The following is a 22605-nucleotide window of genomic DNA, read 5'->3' on the forward strand; positions in this document are numbered from 1 at the left end:
CAGCCCTCATGAGTCAGCCAGCTCCACGAGCACAGGGGCGTGGTCAGAGGCGCCCTTGCCCTTGCGTTCCTCGCGGTCAATCGAGGCGCCGGTGACCCGGGCGGCAAGGGCGGGCGAGGCCAGGATGAAGTCAATGCGCATGCCCTCCTTCTTGGGAAAGCGCAGCTGCGTGTAGTCCCAGTAGGTGTAAACACCGGGGCCGGGGGTGTGCGGGCGGACCACATCCGAGTAGCCGACCTGCTCGAAGGCGTGGAAGGCGGCGCGTTCCGGTTCGCTGACGTGCGTGTAGCCCTGGGTGAGGAACAGATCGATGTCCCAGACGTCGTCGTCCGTGGGTGCGATGTTCCAGTCACCCATCAGGGCGACCTGCGCCTCCGGGTTGTCAGAGATCCAGCCGGCGGCGTGGTTCTTGAGGGTGTCAAGCCACTTGAGCTTGTACGGCATGTGTTCGTCGTCGAGGGCGCGGCCGTTGGGGACGTAGAGGCTCCATACGCGCACGCCGCCGCAGGTGGCGGCCATGGCGCGGGCTTCCTGAATCGGGTCTGAACCCCCCTTGCCAAACACGGGCTGGTCCACAAATGCACGTTCGACGTCCTCGAGTCCCACGCGGGAGGCAATCGCCACGCCGTTCCACTGGTTGAGCCCGTAGTGCGCCACCTCGTAGCCCATCCGCTCGAACAGCTCCCACGGAAAGTTGTCGTCCTTACACTTGGTTTCCTGGATGGCAAGGACATCGCAGTCAGAGCGCTGCAGCCAAGCCTCGACACGGTCGGCACGGGCACGGAGGGAGTTCACATTCCAGGTAGCTATCTTCACAGTTCCTAACTTACCGAACTTGGGCCCGGGATGAACGGGGCGCAAGGGGAGCGCCCGCGGAACCGGGGCACTTCCGCGCGGACAAGCCGGGATATGACGGCAATGTGCCGTGGAAGCACATCAAAGTGCCCCACGACGGCGTCGGAAGGCGTCCGACGGCGGCCCGCTGGCCGAGGGCATCGGCGCCGAATTACGGACTCTGGAACTTAGTAGGAAGTCCGAGTATATTCAGCTCCAAGATGACCTGGGTCACATGCAAAGGAGCATTCCATCATGGTGCGCGAACTGTCCCACTACGTCGACGGCCACAGGGTAGATGGTATTTCCGGCCGGTTCAGTGACATTTATGATCCCTGCACGGGTGAAGTGCAGGCGAAGCTTCCGCTGGCCAGCGCGGAGGAAGTGCGCAACATCATTGCCAGTGCGGAGAAAGCCCAGCCGGAGTGGGGCGCCATGAACGCCCAGCGACGCGGGCGCATCCTGCTCAAGTTCGTGGACCTGGTAAACGAGAACCTGGACGAGCTCGCCCGGCTGCTTTCCTCGGAGCACGGCAAGACGGTCGCGGATTCCAAGGGGGACATCCAGCGCGGCATCGAGGTGGTGGAGTTCGCTGCCGGGGCACCGCATCTGCTCAAGGGCGAGTTCACTGACAGCGCCGGGACCGGCATTGATATCCATTCCATGCGCCAGCCGCTGGGCGTGGTTGCGGGCATCACGCCATTCAACTTCCCGGCCATGATTCCGCTGTGGAAGTCCGGGCCCGCCCTCGCCGCAGGCAACGCCTTCATCCTCAAACCCTCCGAACGCGACCCGTCCGTGCCCCTGCGGCTGGCGGAGCTCTACTCGGAGGCGGGCGTGCCGGACGGTGTGTTCAATGTGGTCAACGGCGACAAGGAGGCCGTGGATGCGCTGCTTGAGGACCCGCGCGTCAAGGCCATCGGCTTTGTCGGCTCGACCCCCATCGCACAGTACATCTACGCCACGGCGGCGGCCCACGGCAAGCGCGCACAATGCTTCGGTGGCGCCAAGAACCACATGGTGATCATGCCGGACGCCGACCTCGACATGGCCACCGATGCCCTGATCGGCGCGGGATACGGATCCGCAGGGGAGCGCTGTATGGCCATCTCCGTGGCGGTACCCGTCGGCAAAAACACAGCTGACGCCCTGGTGGCGAAACTGGAGGACCGGGTCAGGCACCTGAAGGTCGGCCACAGCCTGGACAAGGACTCGGACTTCGGGCCCGTGGTGGCGGGAACTGCCAAGGAGCGGATCGAAAATTACATCCAGTCCGGCGTGGAGGACGGCGCGACGCTGGTGGCTGATGGCCGGGGGCTCACCGTTGACGGCTATGAGGGCGGTTTCTGGATCGGGCCCACGCTTTTCGACAATGTCACCAAGGACATGAAGATCTACAAGGAGGAGATCTTCGGCCCGGTGCTGAGCGTCGTTCGCGCGTCCGACTACGACGAAGCCCTCCGCCTTTGCAGTGAGCACGAGTTCGGCAACGGCGTGGCTATCTTCACCCGCGACGGGGACGCGGCCCGCGACTTCGCCAGCCGGGTCCAGGTAGGCATGGTGGGAGTCAACGTGCCCATCCCGGTACCCATTGCCTACTACACGTTCGGCGGGTGGAAGGCGTCAGGCTTTGGCGACCTCAACCAGCACGGAGCCGATGCCTTCCGCTTCTACACCAAGACCAAGACCGTGACCTCGCGCTGGCCCTCCGGTATCCGCCAGGGCGCCAGCTTCATCATGCCGGAAGGAAGCTGATGACCGCTGAAACGATTGAGGGTTCTCCGGATGAGGTTCTGTTCGAACAGCGCGGCCACCTCGGCGTCATCACGCTGAACCGCCCGAAGGCGGTCAACGCGCTCAATGCCGGCATGGTGGCCGCCATGCTGGAACGGCTCACCGCGTGGGCGGACGACGACGGCGTGGCCACCGTTCTGGTGCAGGGTTCCGGTGAGCGGGGCTTATGTGCCGGCGGGGACATCGTGGCCATTTACCGCGACATCCTCGCCGGCGGGCACGAGACCGCGGACTTTTGGCAAGCGGAGTACCGGCTCAACTCACTCATTGCCCGCTATCCCAAGCCCTATGTGGCGTTCATGGACGGGCTGGTCCTGGGCGGCGGTGTGGGCATCTCCGCCCACGGTTCCGTGCGCGTCGTCACGGAGCGGACCAAGTCGGGAATGCCGGAAACCACCATCGGCTTCGTCCCCGACGTCGGCGGAACCCTGCTGCTCGCGCGCTCACCGGGGGAGGCCGGCACGCACGCGGCGCTGACGGGAGCACATCTGAGCGGAGCCGACGCACTGTTCCTGGGCCTCGCGGACCACTTTGTTCCGTCCGGCAGGCTCGCTGAACTGGCGGCGGCGCTGGAAAACGAAACCGCAGAGTCCGCCGTCGGACGCTTCGCAGAAAAGCCGCCCGCCTCCGCCCTCGAGGCGCAGCGGGACTGGATTGATGCCTGCTACGCGGCCGACGACGCCGCGGAAATACTCCGCAGGCTGCGGGCGGAGGGCGGCCCGGCGGCGGAGGCTGCGGACACCATCGAGTCGAAGTCGCCCACGGCGGTGAAGGTGGCCCTGGCATCGCTGCGCCGGGCCACGGAGCTGAGCCTGGACGAAGCCTTGGCACAGGAGTACAGGGTGGGCCTTCGCTGCCTGGCCGGGCCGGACTTCCGCGAAGGGATCCGCGCCCAGGTGGTGGACAAGGACCGCAACCCGCAGTGGCGGCCGCCCACGCTGACGGAAGTGCACACGGAGGACGTTGAGCGGTACTTCGCCCCATTGGGTGAGAGGGAACTGGTTCTGCTGGAAAGGGAGACTGACCATGCCTGACGACGCGACACCGGAAGCTGCGGAAGCCGGGGAGAATTCCACGGCGGGGACTGCTGAGGCCAGGAAGGAACGCATCGCCTTCCTCGGGCTGGGCCACATGGGTGGGCCCATGTCTGTCAATCTGGTCAAGGCCGGGTACACTGTGGCGGGCTTCGACGTGGTGCCGGCGGCCCTGGCAGCCGCGCGTGAGCACGGCGTCCCTACCGTCGGAAGCGCTGCCGAAGCCGTATCGGGGGCGGACGTGGTCCTCACCATGTTTCCCAGCGGCCGGCATGTGCTGGACGCCTACCAAGGTGCCGAGGGGCAGCCTGGACTGCTGGCCGCCGCCGCTCCAGGCACCATGTTCCTGGACTGTTCGACCATTAACGTAGACGAGGCCAGGGAGGCCGCCCGACTGGCCATCGAGGCAGGGCACCGGGCAGTGGACGCACCGGTGTCAGGGGGCGTGGTGGGTGCGGAGGCCGGCACGTTGACGTTCATGGTGGGAGCGCTGCCGGAGGACTTTGAAGCGGTGCGGCCGATGCTGGAGGTCATGGGCAAGCGCGTGGTTCTTTGCGGCGACCACGGCGCGGGGCAGGCCGCCAAGGTTTGCAACAACCTGATTCTCGGAGTGTCCATGATCGCCGTGAGCGAGGCATTTGTCCTGGGTGAAAAACTCGGTCTGACGCACCAGGCGCTCTTCGATGTCGCCTCCGCGGCTTCCGGCCAGTGCTGGGCGCTCACTACGAACTGCCCCGTCCCGGGGCCGGTGCCCACAAGCCCGGCCAACCGCGATTACCAGCCGGGTTTTGCCGGTGCATTGATGGCGAAGGACCTCAAGCTCGCCCTGAACGCGGTCCAAAGCACCGGGGTGGCTGCCCGTATGGGGCCGCTGGCCTCCGAAATCTATGATGCCTTCGCAGCCGAAGGCGGTGCCGGAAGGGATTTCTCCGGCATTATCACCGACATTCGGGACAAATCCGCTAAGTAGGCTTAGTTTGAATTGGGGACCAAACACTTAAGGGGCATGCATGACGCAGGAGTACGGGAACATTCTGGTGGAGCGCCGCGGACGCGTGGGCCTCGTGACCCTGAACCGGCCCGCAGCACTGAACGCGCTGAACAGGGCGACGCTGGATGAACTCGTCGCTGCGGTATCAGCCATGGACGCCGATCCCGGTGTGGGGGCCGTGGTGATCACTGGTTCCGGGAAGGCCTTTGCTGCCGGGGCGGACATCAAGGAAATGGCGTCCCTGGGCTACATGGAGATGTACGACGCCGACTGGTTCCGTGGGTGGGAGGACCTCACCAGACTGCGGATACCACTGATCGCCGCAGTGTCCGGCTTCGCCCTGGGAGGCGGATGCGAGTTGGCCATGATGTGCGATTTCATCGTCGCCGGGGACAACGCCAAGTTTGGGCAGCCCGAGATCAACCTCGGAGTTCTTCCGGGGATGGGCGGCTCCCAGCGGCTGACCAGGGCCGTGGGCAAGGCCAAAGCAATGGACATGATCCTGACCGGCCGGTTCATCGATGCGGACGAGGCGGAGCGCGCCGGACTCGTGGCAAGGGTAGTGCCCGCAGGGGACACGGTGGAGGAGGCGCTGAAGGCCGCCGAAGTCATCGCCTCGAAGTCAAAGCCTGCCGCCATGCTGGCCAAGGAGGCCGTCAACGCCGCCTTCGAGACCGGGCTGTCCCAGGGCGTGCTTTTCGAGCGGCGACTGTTTCATTCGCTCTTCGCCACCGAGGACCAGAAAGAAGGCATGGCGGCTTTCTCGGAGAAGCGCCAGCCGGAGTTCAGGCACCGGTGAACCTCCCAGTCGCAGAGCAGCGCACTGCCAAGGTGACCTCCGTACGCGTGGTCCCCTCGGCGATGCTGTCGCTGTCCGGCTTCCTGCTCTTCGCGATGCACCAGCCCGTCCCGGGCTACGCGCTGCTGGCCGCCTCGCTCGTGCTTGCCGCGCTCGTTGACCGGGCTCTCTTCCGTGACCTCATCCTCATCGCGGCCGGAATCCTGGTGATCAGCGCGGTTCCGATCACCACCGACGTCAGCACCTCGCACATGCTTGTCATGGGTTCCGCCATGATCCTGGCCGTGGGCGTCCCCTACGCGGTGTCCCGCTGGGTCACCGGGGAGCATGCAATCGTGTTTCCCGTGATGACCGGCAACAAGTGGACCCGTGGCGAGAAGCTGTACCTGCCCGTGGTGGTGGTGCTTGGCTATGCGGTGCTGCCCGTCTACATGGTCCGGACAGGCGTCTACCAAAACTGGCCCGCGGTGCACGACCCCGACGGCATCATCCGTCTCTTCATCGGGACCAACGCCCTAGGCATCTGGGATGAACTGTTTTTCATCTGCACTGCCTTCACGCTGTTTCGCCGTCATATGCCGGACTGGCAGGCCAACCTCCTGCAGGCGGTGCTGTTCACGTCCTTCTTGTGGGAGCTCGGATTCCGGGCTTGGGCACCGCTGTTCATTTTCCCGTTCGCGCTGCTGCAGGCGCGCATCTTCACGGTGACCAAGTCGCTTTCCTACATTGTGGCTGTCCACCTGCTCTTCGACTTCGTCCTGTTCCTGGTCCTGCTGCATGCCCACAACCGGGAATGGTTCGACATCTTCCTGTACTGATTCCTGTACTGAGGTTGCCTGTACCGAGGTCTCCTGTACCGAGATTGCCCTGTCCTGAAAGATCAGCCCGTCAGTGGGAATTTGCCGCCTCGGTGCGTTCCGGGGCCCCGAAAAGCCACGCGGCGACGTCGCTCCGCAGTATCTGGTGGGGGCTCCCCGTGGGGCTGACGCTCCCGGCCGGCACGTAGTAACCGCGCCCCGAGCCGGGACCTCCGGCGGCGCGGTCCAGTGCCTGGATAATGTGCCGGCTCAGGTGGCCCTTCGGGCCAGTGGCCCGGATCTCCTCAAGTTCGTGCGGGGCGAGACGCCCCAGAACAGCAGCAATGTCGGCCACAATCGTTCCCTTCCTCGCCCGCGTTCCCCTCGCTCGGGTATTAGAAGAGCAACGCTAAAGCACGGCTATTAACGGGAGGTGAAGTTCCGGCGGCGATCAGCGAAAGAAGCCGGAGCGGTGGCCTGTTGGCGCATCAGCCCGCGGTTTGCAGGCCGCCGGCGGGCATCCGCACAGACCCCAGCAGGCCGCCGGCGGCCTGCAGGACCCGGCTCACGTCGGAGCAGGAGAGTTCATAGAAGAGACGGCCGTCCTTCCGGGAGGGGACGATCAGCCGTTGCCGTCGGAGGATGCCCAGGTGCTGGGAAAGGTTTGAGGCCTCAAGGCCCGTGTCATCGCGCAGCCGGCTCACAGCCACCGGTCCGTCAACCAGCATTTCGAGGATGAGGATCCGTGCCGGATGTCCCATCGATTTGAAGAGGTCTGCCTTTGTGTCGCTCAGGACCACGCCGCCTGCCATGTCATCCACCATGGATTTCCTCCGCTGCAGTCCCCATCCGATGCCGGCGCTGCTGAACTGCCGCGCCTGCAGTCAATTATAGAGACAGAACGGTCTGTCTTAGACCTTCGAATCTCCAGCTACAACATAGCGGGCCGGAACCGGGAGGTGAACCCCGGTCAGCAAGCTGGCCAGGCCTTGCCAAACAGGCCTGCCTGGTTCAGACTTTCATAAATTCATCAAATCGCGCCCTGCGTAATCCGCGGCGTGATTCAGGAACACGTGGACTGCTTCCGGTGCCGACGATGTCATCGGAAGCCTTGTATTTCTGTTGAACAAGGGGGATCTTTATGGCCGGTATGTTCGAACTTTTCCTAGACGATGACGCTAGGTTCAGATTCCAGCTCACAGCCCCGGACGGCACCGTGATGGCCGTGTCCCGGGCTTTCTCCAATAAGGAGGAAGCGGTAGAGGGAATTGCCGCAGTCCGCGAGTACGCGGGCATGGGTCACGTAAGGGATATTTCAGTGACGCGACTGCGGCGCACTGTTCCATCGCGCACTGACGTGCGGCGGGAGTGCAGGGCCGGTGAGCAGATAAGGCCGCTGGTGTCCGCCACCGATAGTTACTTCCCGGTCGCCTGAGCATGGACGGGCAGGGTGCGGCAGAAGGCGCGACGAATCAGCCGAAGACTGTAAACACCTACTCCAGCGCACTGGGCGAAGCTAACTGCGCTGCCGGTACGTTTCATTACGATGCTGTGTCCCGGGAGCTGCGATGGTCGGATGACATCTATGCCCTGCACGGCTACGCCCGCGGGGAGATCGTACCCACTATCGAACTTCTTTACTCGCACAAGCATCCCGAGGACCGCGACCGCTGCCGTGAGGTCTTCGAGGCGGCATGTGTCTCGGGCGGCTACTTTTGCAGCTACCACCGCCTCATCGACTCCAGGCTCCGGGAGCACCGCGTCATCACGGCCGGGGAGGCCGTAGTTGAGTCTGGCGTACTGCAGCGCGCGGACGGCTTCATCATTGACCTGACCAGCACGCTTCACTGGGAGACGGAGCGGGCGGCCCGCGAGGCGGTGGAGGGTGCCGTCGGAACGCGCGCCACCATCGAACAGGCCAAGGGGATTCTGATGGGGATCCTGCGCATCAACTCCGAGGCGGCATTCGACCTTCTCTCTATCCACAGCCAGCACACCAACATCAAGGTGTGCAGCACGGCGGCCGACCTCGTCCAGCTGGCAAACAACCCGCAGCAGATTGCCCTGCTCGACGCCTTCATTGAGGAACTGCGGCATCCCTCCGGGCGGCGTGTGGAAAGCGACACGGCGCCAGGGTGATGACCGGCGGCTGAGGCCACCGCCGGCCGTGCGTCATTCTTCGGCGAAGTCCCCTGATTTGCGGCGGAAGTCTGCAAGTATCCGTATCAGCTGGTCCGTGTCGCCCGCTGTGAATCCGGACTGGCTGAAAACTTCCGTGTTGAGCACCGCCGTCGCACGTTTTGCGATGGTGCTGCCCTCGGTGGTGAGCTCGATCAGCGTGGTGCGGCCATCGGTGGGGTGCGGTGAGCGCACCACGAGTCCGGCTTTTTCAAGGCGGTCGACGGCGTTGGTCACCGAGGTCGGGTGGACCTGGAGCAGGGCGCTGGCTTTGTTCATCGGAAGCGCGCCGCTGCGTGCGAAGCTCAACAGTGCCAGGAGCTCATAGCGGGCAAAGGTGAGGCCGAAGGGCTTCAGGGCGCCCTCGATGCGGGCCAGGAGTATCTGCTGCGTGCGCATGATGGCTGTGATCGCGGCCATTGGCGCGGCGACGTCACCCCAGCCATGGCGTTCCCAGTTCCGCTGGGCATCGGCGATGGGGTCGCGGGGAAGCGGCGTTCCCATGGTCATTTTCCGCTTTTCAGGCCCGGAAAGTCAGCTTCGGAATACTCCGTGCCCGTGCCCGTGCTCTGATGAGCCGGTGTGCCGGAAACGGACGCGCCGCCGTGTCTGGCCTCTTCACTGCGGCGCAGTTCGACGCGGCGGATCTTGCCGGAAATGGTTTTGGGCAACTCGGTGAATTCGATCAGGCGGATGCGTTTGAAGGGTGCGAGGCGGTCCCGGCAATAGCGGAGGATCTCCTCGGCCAGTTCAGGCCCGGGGTCGTGGCCTGGCGCAAGAACCACGAAGGCCTTGGGCACGGACAGTTTGACGGGGTCAGGTGACGGGACGACGGCAGCTTCGGCCACAGCAGGGTGCTCGATCAGCACGCTCTCCAGTTCGAACGGGGATAGCCGGTAGTCGGAGGATTTGAAGACGTCGTCACCGCGGCCAACGTAAGTGATGACGCCGTTCCCGTCCCTGCTGGCCATGTCCCCCGTGTGGTAGTAGCCGGCCCGGAAGGCCTCAGCCGTCTTTTCGGGATCGCCGTAGTACGCCTTCATCAGCCCGACGGGGCGGGGGTCGAGGCGCAGGCACAGTTCGCCGTCGTTCGCTTCTTCCCCGGTTGCGGGATCAACCAGGACCACATCGTAACCGGGCAATGGCTGGCCCATCGCCCCGATCTTGACGGGTTGGCCGGGCGTGTTGGCCACCTGGACCGTGGTCTCGGTCTGGCCGAAACCATCGCGGATGGTCTGGCCCCAGGCCCTGTGGACCTGCCCGATCACCTCGGCGTTGAGCGGTTCACCGGCCGAAACGACTTTCGTGGGCGGATTCTTCAGGAGCGTGAGGTCTGCCTGGATGAGCATCCGCCACACCGTGGGTGGCGCGCAGAAGCTGGTCACCTTCTCGCGGTCCATCTGCTCCATAAGGGCGCGGGCGTCAAAGCGGTCGTAGTTGTAAATGAACACGCAGGCCTCGGCGATCCACGGCGTGAATACGTTGGACCACGCATGCTTCGCCCAGCCGGGGGAGGCAACGTTCAGATGGACATCGCCGGGCTCGAGGCCGATCCAGTACATCGTGGAGAGGTGGCCGACGGGGTAGGACGTGTGCGTGTGCTCCACGATCTTGGCCTTCGAGGTGGTGCCGGAGGTGAAGTACAGGAGCAGGGTTTCATCGGCCTTAGTAGCGGCGTCTGGAGCAAATTCGCCCGGGTGGGCGGCGGAGTCCGAGTACTGCAGGATGTCCGGCTGGCCGGTTCCGGGTGTGCTGACTTCAATGAGCCTGTAGTTCCCCGGAACATCGGCAAATTTGCCGATGTTGGAACTTCCGACGGCGGCCCAGGCCGCCTCGCCGCGCTCGACGCGGTCCTTCAGGTCCGCAGGGCCCATCAGCGTGGTGGTGGGGATGAGGACGACGCCCAACTTGATGCCTGCCAGCATGATCTCCCAGAGTTCCACCTGGTTTCCGAGCATGACGATCATGCGGTCCCCGCGCTGCACTCCCTGGCCCCGGAACCAGTTCGCCACCTGGTTCGAACGGACCGACAGTTCGGCGAAGCTGCGGCGGGTCGCCGTGCCGTCCTGTTCCACGATCACCAGGGCGGGTCTGGCTCCCGCTGCGGGGTCCGCCGCCAAGGCATCGAACCAATCCAGCGCGAAGTTGAATTCCTCGAAGCGTGGCCACTGGAAGCTGTTCCGGGCCTCAGCGTAGTTGTTGCGCAGGGCCAGCAGTTGGTCGCGTGCTGCACGGAAGTCATCGGTGACTGTCATGGGGCACCTTTCGCCTGGGGATGCACGTCCTAGTGATCCATATCACTCTGCAATATACTAGGACATCCAAGGGTTTGAAAGAGCGAAGGGACCGCGCCCGTGCAGCCACAGGGACGTGACAACGGACAATCCACAGCCGTGCCTGCGGCGGCCGGTGACGAAATGCGCGGGCAGGCGCCGCCCTTCCCCGATGCAGATCTCATGTACATCGCAGACCTGCTTCCTCCGGACGAACGGAAGCGCTATCTGGACGTCCGGGAGTTCCTGCAGGCCAGGGTCAGGGCGCAGTCCATCGATTACTGGAACCGCGAGGAGTTCCCGTTCGGGCTGTTGGCGGAGATGGGTAAGCGCGGGCTCGGCGGGCTCCAGACCGACGGCACATCAACGCTCTTCAAGGGCCTCATGTACGTTGAGGTGGCCAGGGCCGACGTATCGCTTTCGGCCCTGGTGGGCATCCACAACGAGTTGATTGTGGGCATGATCCACGAGCTTGGGTCCGAGGAACAGAAGCGCCGCTGGCTGCCTGGACTGACGGCGTTCACGCAGCTGGGAGCTTTCGCCCTAACGGAGCCGGACCACGGCTCGGACATCGCGGGGGGACTTGCAACCTCGGCCCGGCTGGAGGATGGCGAGTGGGTGATCAACGGCGCCAAGCGATGGATTGGCGCCGGAACCATTGCGGACTTTGCCCTGGTGTGGGCCCGGGATGAGGCCGACCAGCAGATCAAGGGCTTCATTGTTGAAACGGACCGGCCCGGCTACGCCGCCACCAAAATCAACAACAAGATCGGCCTGCGGATCATGCAGAACGCGGACATCGTGTTGGACAACGTCCGGATCCCCGAAGCGAACCTGCTTCCCGGGGCAACGGACTTCTCCAAGGCCAACCGGCTCCTGCGGGATTCGCGCGCATGGGTGGGATGGCAGGGTGCGGGGATCCAGCTGGCCGCGTTCGACGTCGCGCGCTCCTACTCCCTTCAGCGCCGGCAGTTCGGCAAGGAACTGGCCCGATTCCAGCTCATCCAGCAGCAACTGGCCGAGATCCTGGGCAACGCCTCCGCGTCGCTGGCCCTGATGGTGCAGGTCGCCCGGATCCAGGAGCAGGGCAGGCTGGATATGGCCCAGGCGGCCATGGCCAAGGCGACCACCACGCGGCTCGCCCGTTCCTCCGTGGCCATGGGGCGGTCGCTGCTAGGCGGCAACGGCATCAGCAGCGACTTCGAGATGGGCAAGCTCTTCGGGGATGCCGAAATCCTCTATACATATGAGGGAAGCTACGAGATCAACTCCCTCATTGTTGCCCGGGCCGTTACAGGGAAATCGGCCTTCGTCTAGGTGCCGGTGCGCGCAGCGGCCTCACGTGCGGCAGCCTCTATCCGGTCGACGTGGGCGCTCTGCTCAGCGGCACTCCGCACGGGAAGGTTGGGATCACTGGGGCCCTGCCCCACCGCTCCGTCGATCAGTTCGCGGAGGATATCCGCGTGCCCCAGATGCTGGGCAGTTTCCGCGCACATGTGCACGAGGATCTGCTGCAATGTAACGTGCCTGCGCTCTTCCGGCCACCACGGCACGACGCCCGGTGCATCCAGCGGTAGTGACCCAATGGTGGCATCGCTGTGCGTGGCCGAGAAGCGGTGCAGCTCCACGGTCTCATCACGTGTCTCCCCGGCGGTGGCCCACATGTCCGCGTCTGGTTCCGCGGCGTCGTCGAACCAGGGGAGGTGGCGTCCGCTGGGACGGCCAAACACCTCGCCGAAGTAGCCGAGCTCTACGCTGGCGACATGCTTGACGAGCCCCAGCAGGTTGGTCCCCGTGGACGTCATCGGCCGGCGGGCTTCGTACTCGCCCAGACCGTCGAGCTTCGCGAGAAGCTGGCCGCGGCGGGTGCGGAGATAGCGGTGCAGGATCGCTTTGTCATCCATGGGTGCACTCTCGGCTTAGGGCGGCCAGAACCAAAGGCGCCAGGACAGAAAGACGCCAGGAGACAGAAACTGCCCGGGAAGTGCTTGCCAGCACGTCCCGGGCAGTTTCTTCAAACCTACAGCGGGCGAATGTTCTCAGCCTGCGGGCCCTTGGGGCCCTGGGTCACGTCGAATTCGACTTTCTGGTTTTCATCCAGGGAGCGGTAGCCGCTGCTGGCAATTGCCGAATAGTGCGCGAAAACATCTGCCGATCCGTCATCCGGAGCGATGAATCCGAAGCCCTTTTCGGCGTTGAACCATTTAACTGTGCCTGTTGCCATGTGCTGCTACTTCCTTTGTAACCCTTATTTCTGGTCCTGCTCCAACGGCAGGCAGATGCGGAGAATGTTTTCCGCTATCTCAAACCTATGGGCAGCACGCGGGCCGTGCAATAGCTGGAGTCATCATCTGTCCCTTCTGCACCGCCTGATGACGGCATTAACGGCCTCCATTAACAGAGTGTTCGGCGATTGTTTTTCTGTGGGATGTCCTAAATCAGCTCTTACGGGCGGCGGCTAACTCCAAGTCCGCCAGCCGCGGAGGGTTTGCCCCTGTTGAGTTCCGGTGGTGCCGTTTGCCGGCTTACCGGCCGGGGTAAACGACGGCCTTGAGCTGCCCTGGTTGCTTGCCGGCTTTCAGGGCGTCCTCTGATTGGGCCAGGGTGAACTTGCCGGTGACCAGGATGTCCAGGTCCACTTTTCCCTCGGCGATCAGCTGGATCGCCAGAGGCCAGGTGTTGGTGTACCTGAACACTCCGGACAGCCAGATCTCACGGTTCTGGATGAACGAAACGGGGAGTTCGACGTCGTCAGCCCCGAGCCCCACCAGGATGACCCGCCCGGCCGGTCCGACGGCCCTGATGCCGGAGCGGACGGCCTGTGCGGCGCCGGAGGCGTCGATGAAGGCGTCGACGTCCAGCCCTTCCACACTGTCGGTTCTGGCGTTGAGCGCGTGGGTCGCGCCGTTTTCCAGAGCGAAGGTAAGACGGTCCTCGGCGATGTCCGTGATGTAGATTTCGGTCGCGCCGAAGGCACGTGCCGCCTGGGCGGCGATGATCCCGATGGGGCCGGCGCCAGCGATGAGCACCCGGCTTCCGGGCCTGATTGCGGCGCGCTCGCAGGCCCAGAGCCCGACGGAGAGCGGTTCGATGAGCGCGGCTGCCTCGTCGCTGACGCTGTCCGGGATGTCGTAGGCGAAGTCGCTCTGGATGGTCACGTATTCGGCGAAGGCGCCGTCAATTGGCGGGGTGGCGTAGAACTCGATCTCGGGGCAGAGGTTGTAGCGTCCGGCCTTGCACTGCTTGCATATGCGGCACGGCCGTTGGGGTTCGACGGCGACCCGCTTGCCGATGCGGGCAGGGTCGACGGCGCTGCCGACGGCGGCGATCCGGCCGGAGAGTTCGTGGCCCAGGATCAGCGGGTGGTCCACCACGTAGTCGCCGATGCGGCCGTGCTCGTAGTAGTGGACGTCGCTGCCGCACACGCCGACGGCGGCGACCTGCACCAGGACCTGGTCGGGCTCGAGTTGCGGGACGGACAGGGTTTCGAGAACCATGTCGCCCTGGCGTTTCAGGATGGAGGCGCGCATGGTGGCAGGTACTTGCGCCCCAAGTGTGGGGGATTGTGCGGTGGGTGTTGTCATTTGAAGTAATCCTCTGGAAGTCGGAGTTGAGGTGGCCGGCTACTTCACGGCGCCGAGGGAGAGGCCCTGGACGAGCTTGTCCTGGGCGGCGAAGCCGGCGAAGAGCACTGGAAGGGAGATGATGACGGCGGCGGCGCAGACCTTGGCCAGGAACAGGCCTTGGCTGGAGACGAAGCCGGTGAGGAAGACGGGGGCGGTTCCGGCCATGACGCCGGTGAGGACGCGGGCGAGGAGGAGTTCGTTCCAGCTGAAGATGAAGCAGATCAGGGCGGTCGCGGCGATGCCGGGCATGGCGACGGGGGCGATGATCTTGCGGAGTGTCAGCAGCAGGCCGGCCCCATCGATCTGTGAGGCCTCCAGCATTTCGACCGGGACTTCGGCGAGGAAGGAGCGCATCATCCAGACCGCGATGGGCAGGTTCATGGAGGTGTACATCAGGATCAGGAACCAGATGTTGTCCAACGCGCCAACGGTCTTGGCGAACAGGAACAGCGGCAGGACCGCGGCCACCACCGGCATCATCTTGGTGGAGAGGAAGAAGAACATGACGTCTGTCCACTTCTTCACGGGCCTGATGGACAGGGCGTAGGCGGCCGGGATGGCAAGGACCAGCACCAGGACGGTGGAGAGGATCGAGGCGGTCGCGGAGTTGATCAGCGGCGGCCACGGGCTCACCCCGGAGCTGGCGCCGAAGAACTCCTGGTAGGCGTCCAGGGTCAGGTTCGCGGCAAGGGAGGGCGGGTTGGTGGCCGCGTCCGTTTCGGAGTGGAAGGAGGTCAGGATCATCCACAGGACCGGGGCGGCGAAGAGCAGGGCCAGCAGCCAGGCCGCGACGCCCGCGGCGGTGTTGTTGCGGGTGGGGTCCATGCGCGACTTGCCCCCGAACTTTCCGAAGCGGCGGCGGGTTCCGGTGTTCGGGGCGGTGGGCGATGTCGAACGGGCATGGCCCGACTTGCGGGCCGCGGCAGGGGTGAGGGTGCTCATCGTGCTGCCTCCTTCTTGAAGAGCGAGAAAACGGTGCGGAGGGCGAAGGTCGCCACGATGATGGTGCCGATGACCACCACTACGCCGGCGGCGGAGGCCAGGCCGTATTCGTTGGCGAAGTAGAAAGTCTGGTAGATGGCGTAGGGCAGGTTGGCCGTGCCCAGGCCGCCGGAGGTGAGGGTGAAGACGGCGTCGAAGTTCTGCACGATGTAGATTGCTCCAAGCAGGCCGCCGAGTTCCAGGTACTGCCGCAGGTGCGGCAGGGTCAGGTGCCGGAAGATGGCCCAGGAGGTGGCGCCGTCCATCTGGGCTGCTTCGACGGTGTCCATGGGGCGGGACTGCAGCCCCGCGAGCAGGATGAGCATCATGAACGGCGTCCACTGCCAGACCAGGGACACGATCACGGCCATCAACGGCGCCTGGGAGAGCAGGTCCGGCTGGGGCGGGGTGTCGCTGCCGAACAGCGACCAGATCCAGGTCAGGGTTCCGTTGATCAGCCCGTAGGTGGGGTTCAGCAGGGCGTGCTTCCAGATAAGGGCGGCGGCCACGGGCACCACGAGGAACGGCGCGATGAGCAGGGTCCGGGCCAGTCCGCGTCCGATGAACTTCTTGTCCAGCAGCAGGGCCAGTCCGAGCCCGATGACCAGGCTGGCCAGGACCACGGACACGGTCAGGAGGATGGTGGTGAAGATGGCCTGGCGCAGGTCGGCGTTGGTGAGGACCTGAATGTAGTTGTCGAAGCCGGCGAAACCGGTCTGGTCGGGGCGGAGGCTGTTCCAGTTCAGGAACGAGATGATCAGGGTCACCACGAACGGAAGCTGGGTGACGATGATGAGGAAGATCAGGGCCGGCAGCAGCGGCGCACGCCGTGCCCAGGCCAAGGCTCGTTCACGCGCCCTGGCATCTTTGGAAGGTTTGGAGGCGCTGTGCCCGGGGGTGCGGACGGCGCGCGCTGGTGCGGTAGTCATGATGTTCTCCTGCGCTGCTGTGGCCCGCCCTCAGGGGGGCCACAGCAGCGGTTGGTGGGTTGTTACTTCTTGTACTTGTCGCCGATTTTTTGTGTGGCGTCCTGGCCCTTCGCCAGCGCATCGGCCACTGTGCCCTGGCCGGCGATCGCTGAGCTGACACCCTGGGAGACCGTGGTGCCAAGGTCGGCGAACTCGGGGATGCCGACGAACTGGATGCCGACGACTGGACGTTCCTGCACACCGGGGTTCTTCGGGTCGGCGTTTTCAATGGCGGAGCGTTCTGCCTTGAAGAACGGGGCGGCCTTCTGGAACTCGGCGTTCTCGTAGGTAGAAATGCGTTTGCCGGAGGGGACCTTGGCCCAGCCGAGCTTCGAAGCCACGAGCTCTTCGTACTTCTTGGAGCTGGCCCAGGCGATGAACTTGCCGGCAGCGTCCTGCTTCTTGGAGGCAGCCTGCACGCCCCAGGACCAGGTCCACAGCCATCCGGACGAATCCGTCTTCTTCACCGGCGCCTGGGCGTAGCCGATCTTGCCCTTCACCGGGGAAGCGTCGGCTTCCAAAGCGCCTGCTGCGGACGTGGCGTCGTACCACATGGCCACCTTGCTCTGGCTCATGTTGTTCAGGCATTCGGTGAAGCCGGCCTGGGCTGCACCTGCCTCGCCGTGCTTGCGGACCAGGTCCACGTAAAACTCAGTGGCTTCTTTGAACTCGGGGGCGTTGACCTGGGCGTTCCAGTCCTTGTCGAACCAGGTCCCGCCGAAGGTGTTCACCACGGTGGTCAGCGGGGCAAAGACCTGGCCCCAGCCGGGCTGGCCGCGCAGGCAGATGCCCTTCATGCCCGGCGCGGCGCCGTCAGCCTTCGCGGCAAGGTCAGCGACCTGGTCCCAGGTGGGCTTCTCCGGCATGGTCAGGCCCTTGGCCTCGAAGATGTCCTTGCGGTACATCAGAAAGGAGGACTCCCCATAGAACGGTTCGCCGTAGAGCTTGCCGTCCTTGCCGGTCAACGACGCGGTGTAGGCGGGCAGGATATCTGCCTGGTTGAACTCGGCGTCCTTGGCCACATTGTCCAAGGGGGCCAGCCACTTGTTCTCCGAGTAGAAGGGGATTTCGTAGTTGGACAGGGACGCCACGTCGTACTGGCCGGCCTGGCTGGAGAATTCCTGGCTGATCTTGGCCCGGACGTCGTTTTCCGGCAGGACCGTGTAATTGACCTTGATGCCGGTGTCTTTGGTGAAGTTGTCCGCGGTCAGCCTCTGCAGGTCTTCCATCTGCGGGTTATTCACCATCAGGACATTGATGCTGTTCTGGTCACCGGCGGCCGTGCCGCCGCCGGCTCCGGAGCAGGCTGAGACAGAAAGTGCGATGCACAGGGCGCCGGCGGCCAGTGAGGCAGCGCGCATTTTTGGGCGCATTGAGGACTCCTTTGTTCTTCAGGGGGTGCACAGCCGCCGTACTTCGACTGCTTCATCGAAGTACCGGACTGAGGGAGAGGCTAAGGTCGTGAATCCGACGGGCCCCGCTAGTGTTCCTCAACATTAGGCCTGAGGCATGGGGCGCAACTAGCGCCGTGGTTGCCAACTTCTGATACAAATTTGCCATGTTGCTCTCAGGAGAGGAGCGCTACTGTTGGGGAAGGCACCCACGGAGCCACCACATTTTTCACACACCCATCAAATGCCTGGAGAACCAGAATGAGCGCGACGGATCCGAGCAACGGCGCATCTGCCAGGCTCGCCGAAAGGCTCCTGGGCATGCGCGCCAACCGCGAAGTTATTCCGGACGACCCGAACAGTTCGGTCCGGTGGCACGAGCACGACTATCCCAGCCCGTTGGCACGCTGGAACTACCATCCCGAGTACGAGATCCACCTGATCCGGAAAGGCAACGGAAAGTTCATCGTCGGAGACCACATCGGCACGTTCGAGGCCGGACATGTCTCCCTCATCGGTTCCGGGCTGCCGCACGACTGGGTCAGTGACCTGGAGCCCGGAGAAGTCCTGGAGCGGCGCGATGCCGTGATCCAGTTCGACGGGAAGTGGATCCAAAAGGCAGCCTCCGTCGTTCCGGAAATGGTCGAGATCCAGCCACTGCTGGAACAGTCCGCACGAGGGATCGAGTTCCTGGGGCCTTCAGCTCGGGCCGCGGCCGCAGCGATCGAGGCCATGGGCGCATCCACGGGATTGGAGCGGCTTCACCACCTCCTGGAGCTCTTCGCGATTCTTGCGCGGGCGCCCCAGGACGAGCGCCGCTACCTCGCCGAAGAATGGTTCCGGCCGCAACTGGACGGCCAGGCCGCGGCCGTGGTGGACATCGTCCTCGAATACGTCTTCAACAACCATGCGGGCAGCGTAAAGATGTCCGAGGCCGCAGCCCTGGTGGGCATGTCCGAACCCACCTTCTCGAAATATTTCAAGCGGTCCACCGGACAAAATTTCAGTGACCTGGTCCGCAAGCTGCGGCTGGCGCATGCCCGGCGGCTCCTGGAACGCAGCGACATGGCGATTTCCACTATTTGCTATGAGGTGGGCTTCTCGAATCTGTCCAACTTCAACCGGCGATTCCTGAACGAAACCGGAGCCACGCCGCGCGAGTACAGGGCGCGGGCGGTTCCTGCGTAGCGGCTCAGGGCCTCAGCAGTACTTTGATCGCTCGCCGCTCATCCATGGCCTTGTACGCCTCAGGGGCCTCCTCGAGCGACATCTCAACGTCGAACACCCGGCCGGGATTGATCCTGCCCGCGAGCACGTCCGCCAGCAGTTCCGGGATGTAGGTCCGGGCCGGAGCCATGCCGCCCGACACGGTGATGTTCTTGTCGAACAGGTAGCGCAGCGGGATTTCCGCGCCGCCGGTCGGAACGCCCACGAATCCCAAAGCGCCGCCCGGGCGTACGGAGTGCAGGGCCTGTTCCATGGACTCCTTCGTCCCCACGCACTCCAGCACCGAATCGGCAAGCACGCCGCCGAGCAGTTCACGGACTTTCGCCACGCCCTCGTCCCCGCGTTCGTCCACGATGTCCGTGGCGCCGAACTCCCGGGCGACTGCTTGCCGGTCGGCGTGGCGGGACATGGCAATGATCCGCCCGGCTCCCAGCCGCTTCGCTGCCAGCACCCCGCAGAGTCCCACAGCGCCGTCGCCCACCACCACAATGGTCCGGCCGGGCGCGACCCGGGCGCTGAGCGCGGCGTGGTGGCCGGTGGCCATCACATCGGACAGGGTGAGGAGGTTCTTGCGCAGCGCCTCGTCCGGTTCCCCGACGCCGGGAACTTTGACGAGCGTGGACTCAGCCAGCGGCACACGCACGGCCTGGCCCTGGCCGCCGTCGATCCTGTGGCCCGCATCGTCCTTGCCGCCCCAGCCCGCGAGCCGGTCGCAGGCAACTGTCACGCCGTTGCGGCACTGCGGACACGCGCCGCAGCTCACCACGAACGGCGCGATGACGAAATCGCCTTCCCTGAGCGCACCCACGTCAGCGCCAACGCTCTCGATGACGCCTATGAACTCATGTCCAATGGCGGAGGGCCTGCGGATCGGCTTCACGCCCCGGTACGGCCACAGGTCAGAGCCGCACACGCACGCCGCGGTCACCTTGACCACCGCATCCGTGGGCAGGTGGACGGCCGGGTAGTCCCGGTCCTCCACCCTGATGTCTCCGGGGCCGTGGATGATGGTGGCGCGCATGGCTGCTCCTGTCGTGGCGGGGTTGGACCGGCGTGCGAAGCAGTCTAGCCGCACGTTCCCGTGTCCGGGTCCTAGCGCATTCCTTCGCGCCGGATCGCCGTGGCGATGGCGGCTGCCCTCGTTTCCACTCCCAGCTTGGCGTAGATGTGGGCGAGGTGGGTCTTCACCGTGGCTTCTGAAATGAAGAGCCGCTGTCCAAGCTCCCGATTGCTGAGCCCTTCAATAAGAAGGCTCAGCAGCTCGGCTTCGCGCGGTGTCAGGACTTCGTCCGGATTGCGCAGCTGCTGGAAAAGCCGCGAGGCCACGGGGGCGCTCATCACGCTCTTCCCCTGGACGGCGCCACGGATGGCAGCGAAGATTTCCTCCGGCGCGGCGTCCTTCAGCAGATAGCCCATGGCGCCGGCATCCACAGCCCGGACAATGTCGGCGTCCGAATCGTAGGTGGTGAACACGAGCACGGCCTGCCGCCGGTTGCGCTCGCGGATTTTCCGGATAGCTTCGATCCCGTCCATGCCGGCGCCCATGGCCAGGTCCATCACCACCACGTCGGGGGAGTGCTGCTCCACCTGTGCCAGGGCTTCCTCGCCTGACGCCGCCTCCGCGACCACATCTATGTCCGGCTGGGTTCCCAACAGCGCCTTGAGCCCGCTCCGCACCACGAGATGATCGTCCACGAGGAGCACGGTGATGGGCTTCATGCGTCCTCACCTGTAGGCAATTGTGCAGCCACGATGGTCCCTTCGCCCGGGGTGCTTTCCACCGAGAATACGCCGCCCAGCTGTTCCACACGCTGCCGCATCGCGCGCAGCCCGTAGCCTCCGGCGCCCGACGGCGGTGGTACCGCTGCGGGATCAAAGCCGGCACCGTCGTCGTAAATGTCCAGCGTGACGGCCGCGGGAAGGAAACCGAGCGTCAGGGTGGCGTTCGTGGCTGACGCATGGAGCTTGATGTTCGACGCCGCGCTTTGGACCACGCGCAGCAGAGCGTGCCGGACGTCCGCCGGAACGGGGCGGGCTTCGCCTGTGACGAGCAGCCGCACCCCGGGGACGTACTGGATGGCTGCCTGCCGGAGCGCCTCGGGGAGCGGGGATGCTTCAAGCCCCGGCGACGCCAGTTCGTGGACCAGGCTGCGGGTCTCGGCCAGGTTCCGCCGCAGCAGCTCGCCGGCCTGCCGCAGGTCCTGCCGGGCCGACGGGGCCGGCCAGTTGCGGTTCGCCGCTTCGAGCAGCAACAGGCTGCTGGCCAAGCCCTGTGTCACGGTGTCGTGGATCTCCCGGGACACCCGCTCGCGCTCGGCTATGGCCCCGGCCCGGCGCTCGCTGGCAGCCAGCTGCCCCTGGGCGAGCGAAACCTCCGCATGCAGGCGGCGCTGCTCGGCGGCGTCGTGCTCTATCCGGTCGTAGATCAGCGTCAGCATGACGCCCACGGCGAGGGGGCCGAGCAGCATGGCGAGGTCAGTTCCGTTGCTGAGCCGGAACAGCCCGACGGCGGTGGCAGCCGCCGTCGCTCCCGCCGCAATATAGGCGACTGTCCCCGTAAACGCCGTGCGGCAGAGGAAGAACAACGCAAACGAACACCAGGCGAAGCTGGGTGCGGCGATGACCAGCACGGCCCAGAGCCCTACGAGGGCGAACATCCACACGGCCCAGGGGCGCCGGCGCTGCGCGAGCACCGCGATGACGGCGTAGAGGATGCAGGCGGTCACAGCCAGGCCGAGGACCAGGAGGTTGTCGGCAGGGCTGTGGCGCATGACGTAGCGGACCACCGACGCCACCATCAGCACCGCAAAGCCAACGTGCACCGCGGCGTCGATCCGGCCCAGGCGGGCAGGAGCTCCGGACGAGTGCGCGTTTTCGGGGGAAACGGCTGGGGCAGGGACTGCGGCTCGGGTAGGCATGGTGGTCCGGTTCCGGTGGAGGGATTGCTACCCACCATGCTATTGCCCGCGCCGTTGCTGGTCTCTCAGACTTTTGGCTGATACCGCTGGCCTTACGGCGGAGACAGGCGCCGCCGAAGGCCCGATGTGGGTACCCGTGGCCGCGGGCACGATGGAAGGACACGATTCCGCTGCCCTTCATTTCCCAAGGAGACCCCCATGAAGAAGTCCAACAAGGTTTTTGCCGCCGCCGCTGCCGGAGCGCTCGTCCTCACCGCCGGAGCAACTGTCGCCGCCAATGCCGGAACCGCCTCTCCCGCTGTGCCTGCGGCTGTGCCTGCCGCGGCGCCCGCCGCTGTGCCTGCAGCTGACATCCCGTCCTCACCTGGAAACGTCGTGTCGCAGAGCCGTATCAGCGTCGGCGCCTCGGCGAAGGCCGTGGGAGCAGCGCTGGCCAAATGCCAGGCGGACAAGCTGCCCTTCGTGACGGCGGCCCTCGTGGACCGGTTCGGCACGGTGCAGGCACTCCTTAGGGGCGACAATGCGGCCGAACACACCATCGAATCCGCCAAGCGCAAGGCCTACACCGCAGCCGCGTTCGGAGCCCCGACGAGTGAGCTGGCCAAGCGCGTCACGGGGAACGGACCCAGCATCGCAGACCTTCCCGGCACCCTGTTCCTGCCCGGTGGCGTCCCGCTCAAGGTCAATGGTGTGTCTGTTGCCGGGATCGGCGTGGGTGGCGCTCCGGACGGCAAACTCGATGAAGCCTGTGCAGACGCAGGTGCCGCCGCCATTGCCGGCGCCGCTGAGTAGGC

The 22605-nt window shown here is 65.0% G+C and carries 24 protein-coding genes; 10 read left to right on the forward strand and 14 right to left on the reverse strand.

Features of this window, described 5'->3' with window-relative positions; translation table 11 throughout:
- Positions 1-6: 6 nt before the first annotated feature.
- Positions 7-816 (reverse strand): exodeoxyribonuclease III, encoded by an 810-nt coding sequence (locus ACIP90_RS05655; RefSeq protein WP_400577626.1) that lies wholly within the window; start codon positions 814-816, stop codon positions 7-9.
- 273 nt (positions 817-1089) lie between these two features.
- On the opposite strand from ACIP90_RS05655, the gene ACIP90_RS05660 reads away from it, so the two are divergent.
- From ACIP90_RS05660 to ACIP90_RS05680, 5 genes are all read left to right on the forward strand, one after another.
- Positions 1090-2589, forward strand: coding sequence for a CoA-acylating methylmalonate-semialdehyde dehydrogenase (locus ACIP90_RS05660; protein ID WP_400577627.1), 1500 nt, complete (start codon positions 1090-1092; stop codon positions 2587-2589).
- Positions 2589-3662, forward strand: coding sequence for an enoyl-CoA hydratase/isomerase family protein (locus ACIP90_RS05665; protein ID WP_400577628.1), 1074 nt, complete (start codon positions 2589-2591; stop codon positions 3660-3662). Before ACIP90_RS05660 ends, ACIP90_RS05665 begins: the two co-directional genes overlap by 1 nt.
- Positions 3655-4632 (forward strand): 3-hydroxyisobutyrate dehydrogenase, encoded by a 978-nt coding sequence (gene mmsB / locus ACIP90_RS05670; protein ID WP_400577630.1) that lies wholly within the window; start codon positions 3655-3657, stop codon positions 4630-4632. Before ACIP90_RS05665 ends, mmsB begins: the two co-directional genes overlap by 8 nt.
- A 40-nt stretch (positions 4633-4672) precedes the next feature.
- Positions 4673-5452, forward strand: a complete 780-nt coding sequence (locus ACIP90_RS05675) for an enoyl-CoA hydratase (RefSeq protein WP_400577631.1) — start codon at positions 4673-4675, stop codon at positions 5450-5452.
- 62 nt (positions 5453-5514) lie between these two features.
- Positions 5515-6270 (forward strand): type II CAAX prenyl endopeptidase Rce1 family protein, encoded by a 756-nt coding sequence (locus ACIP90_RS05680; RefSeq protein WP_400577712.1) that lies wholly within the window; start codon positions 5515-5517, stop codon positions 6268-6270.
- A 70-nt stretch (positions 6271-6340) separates the two neighbouring features.
- Here the strand turns inward: ACIP90_RS05680 and ACIP90_RS05685 are convergent, their stop codons facing one another.
- Both ACIP90_RS05685 and ACIP90_RS05690 read right to left on the reverse strand, forming a co-directional pair.
- Entirely contained in the window at positions 6341-6604 is a 264-nt protein-coding gene (locus tag ACIP90_RS05685; protein ID WP_400577633.1) for a hypothetical protein, read from the reverse strand.
- 133 nt (positions 6605-6737) lie between these two features.
- Positions 6738-7073, reverse strand: a complete 336-nt coding sequence (locus ACIP90_RS05690) for an ArsR/SmtB family transcription factor (RefSeq protein ID WP_400577635.1) — start codon at positions 7071-7073, stop codon at positions 6738-6740.
- 317 nt (positions 7074-7390) lie between these two features.
- Between ACIP90_RS05690 and ACIP90_RS05695 the strand changes: the two genes are divergently transcribed.
- Both ACIP90_RS05695 and ACIP90_RS05700 read left to right on the forward strand, forming a co-directional pair.
- Positions 7391-7684: a YegP family protein gene (locus ACIP90_RS05695; protein ID WP_400577636.1), complete on the forward strand. Its 294-nt coding sequence runs from the start codon at positions 7391-7393 to the stop codon at positions 7682-7684.
- Positions 7685-7686: 2 nt separating this feature from the next.
- The gene (locus ACIP90_RS05700; protein WP_400577637.1) at positions 7687-8388 is read left to right on the forward strand and encodes a PAS and ANTAR domain-containing protein; all 702 of its coding nucleotides are present in this window, start codon (positions 7687-7689) and stop codon (positions 8386-8388) included.
- A gap of 33 nt (positions 8389-8421) precedes the next feature.
- On the opposite strand, the gene ACIP90_RS05705 is transcribed toward ACIP90_RS05700, so the two are convergent.
- Together ACIP90_RS05705 and ACIP90_RS05710 are read right to left on the reverse strand one after the other, a co-directional pair.
- A complete protein-coding gene (locus tag ACIP90_RS05705) occupies positions 8422-8931 on the reverse strand; it encodes a MarR family winged helix-turn-helix transcriptional regulator (protein WP_400577714.1) in 510 nt (169 codons plus the stop codon).
- Positions 8932-8933: 2 nt separating this feature from the next.
- Positions 8934-10682 carry an AMP-binding protein gene (locus ACIP90_RS05710; protein WP_400577638.1) on the reverse strand — a complete coding sequence of 583 codons (1749 nt, stop codon included), beginning with the start codon at positions 10680-10682 and terminating at the stop codon, positions 8934-8936.
- Between the two features lie 162 nt (positions 10683-10844).
- On the opposite strand from ACIP90_RS05710, the gene ACIP90_RS05715 reads away from it, so the two are divergent.
- Positions 10845-12017, forward strand: a complete 1173-nt coding sequence (locus ACIP90_RS05715) for an acyl-CoA dehydrogenase family protein (RefSeq protein WP_400577715.1) — start codon at positions 10845-10847, stop codon at positions 12015-12017.
- On the opposite strand, the gene ACIP90_RS05720 is transcribed toward ACIP90_RS05715, so the two are convergent.
- From ACIP90_RS05720 to ACIP90_RS05745, 6 genes are all read right to left on the reverse strand, one after another.
- Positions 12014-12604 (reverse strand): DinB family protein, encoded by a 591-nt coding sequence (locus ACIP90_RS05720; protein WP_400577640.1) that lies wholly within the window; start codon positions 12602-12604, stop codon positions 12014-12016. The two genes, ACIP90_RS05715 and ACIP90_RS05720, sit on opposite strands and share 4 nt — an antisense overlap.
- A 116-nt stretch (positions 12605-12720) precedes the next feature.
- Positions 12721-12924, reverse strand: a complete 204-nt coding sequence (locus ACIP90_RS05725; RefSeq protein WP_013599688.1) for a cold-shock protein — start codon at positions 12922-12924, stop codon at positions 12721-12723.
- A gap of 301 nt (positions 12925-13225) precedes the next feature.
- On the reverse strand, positions 13226-14284 hold the full coding sequence (locus tag ACIP90_RS05730) for an NAD(P)-dependent alcohol dehydrogenase (protein ID WP_400577641.1): 1059 nt from the start codon (positions 14282-14284) through the stop codon (positions 13226-13228).
- 39 nt (positions 14285-14323) lie between these two features.
- The gene (locus tag ACIP90_RS05735) at positions 14324-15268 is read right to left on the reverse strand and encodes a carbohydrate ABC transporter permease (protein ID WP_400577642.1); all 945 of its coding nucleotides are present in this window, start codon (positions 15266-15268) and stop codon (positions 14324-14326) included.
- Positions 15265-16236, reverse strand: coding sequence for a carbohydrate ABC transporter permease (locus ACIP90_RS05740; protein ID WP_400577643.1), 972 nt, complete (start codon positions 16234-16236; stop codon positions 15265-15267). The genes ACIP90_RS05735 and ACIP90_RS05740 overlap by 4 nt, the downstream gene beginning before the upstream one ends.
- 62 nt (positions 16237-16298) lie before the next feature.
- Positions 16299-17648, reverse strand: coding sequence for an ABC transporter substrate-binding protein (locus tag ACIP90_RS05745; protein WP_400577644.1), 1350 nt, complete (start codon positions 17646-17648; stop codon positions 16299-16301).
- 279 nt (positions 17649-17927) lie between these two features.
- Between ACIP90_RS05745 and ACIP90_RS05750 the strand changes: the two genes are divergently transcribed.
- Positions 17928-18854: an AraC family transcriptional regulator gene (locus tag ACIP90_RS05750; protein WP_400577646.1), complete on the forward strand. Its 927-nt coding sequence runs from the start codon at positions 17928-17930 to the stop codon at positions 18852-18854.
- 4 nt (positions 18855-18858) lie between these two features.
- On the opposite strand, the gene ACIP90_RS05755 is transcribed toward ACIP90_RS05750, so the two are convergent.
- The 3 genes from ACIP90_RS05755 to ACIP90_RS05765 all read right to left on the reverse strand — a co-directional run bounded on the left by ACIP90_RS05755 (position 18859) and on the right by ACIP90_RS05765 (position 21811).
- Positions 18859-19914 carry a zinc-dependent alcohol dehydrogenase family protein gene (locus tag ACIP90_RS05755; protein WP_400577648.1) on the reverse strand — a complete coding sequence of 352 codons (1056 nt, stop codon included), beginning with the start codon at positions 19912-19914 and terminating at the stop codon, positions 18859-18861.
- A gap of 71 nt (positions 19915-19985) precedes the next feature.
- Complete coding sequence (locus ACIP90_RS05760) at positions 19986-20612, reverse strand: response regulator (RefSeq protein ID WP_400577649.1); 627 nt, start codon at positions 20610-20612, stop codon at positions 19986-19988.
- Entirely contained in the window at positions 20609-21811 is a 1203-nt protein-coding gene (locus tag ACIP90_RS05765) for a sensor histidine kinase (protein ID WP_400577650.1), read from the reverse strand. Before ACIP90_RS05765 ends, ACIP90_RS05760 begins: the two co-directional genes overlap by 4 nt.
- Positions 21812-22009: 198 nt before the next feature.
- Here ACIP90_RS05765 and ACIP90_RS05770 point away from each other — a divergent pair, with 198 nt between their 5' ends.
- Positions 22010-22603, forward strand: a complete 594-nt coding sequence (locus ACIP90_RS05770; RefSeq protein ID WP_400577652.1) for a heme-binding protein — start codon at positions 22010-22012, stop codon at positions 22601-22603.
- Positions 22604-22605: the final 2 nt, after the last annotated feature.

This window comes from Arthrobacter sp. NPDC093139 (genome assembly GCF_044754165.1).
GTDB lineage: Bacteria > Actinomycetota > Actinomycetes > Actinomycetales > Micrococcaceae > Arthrobacter.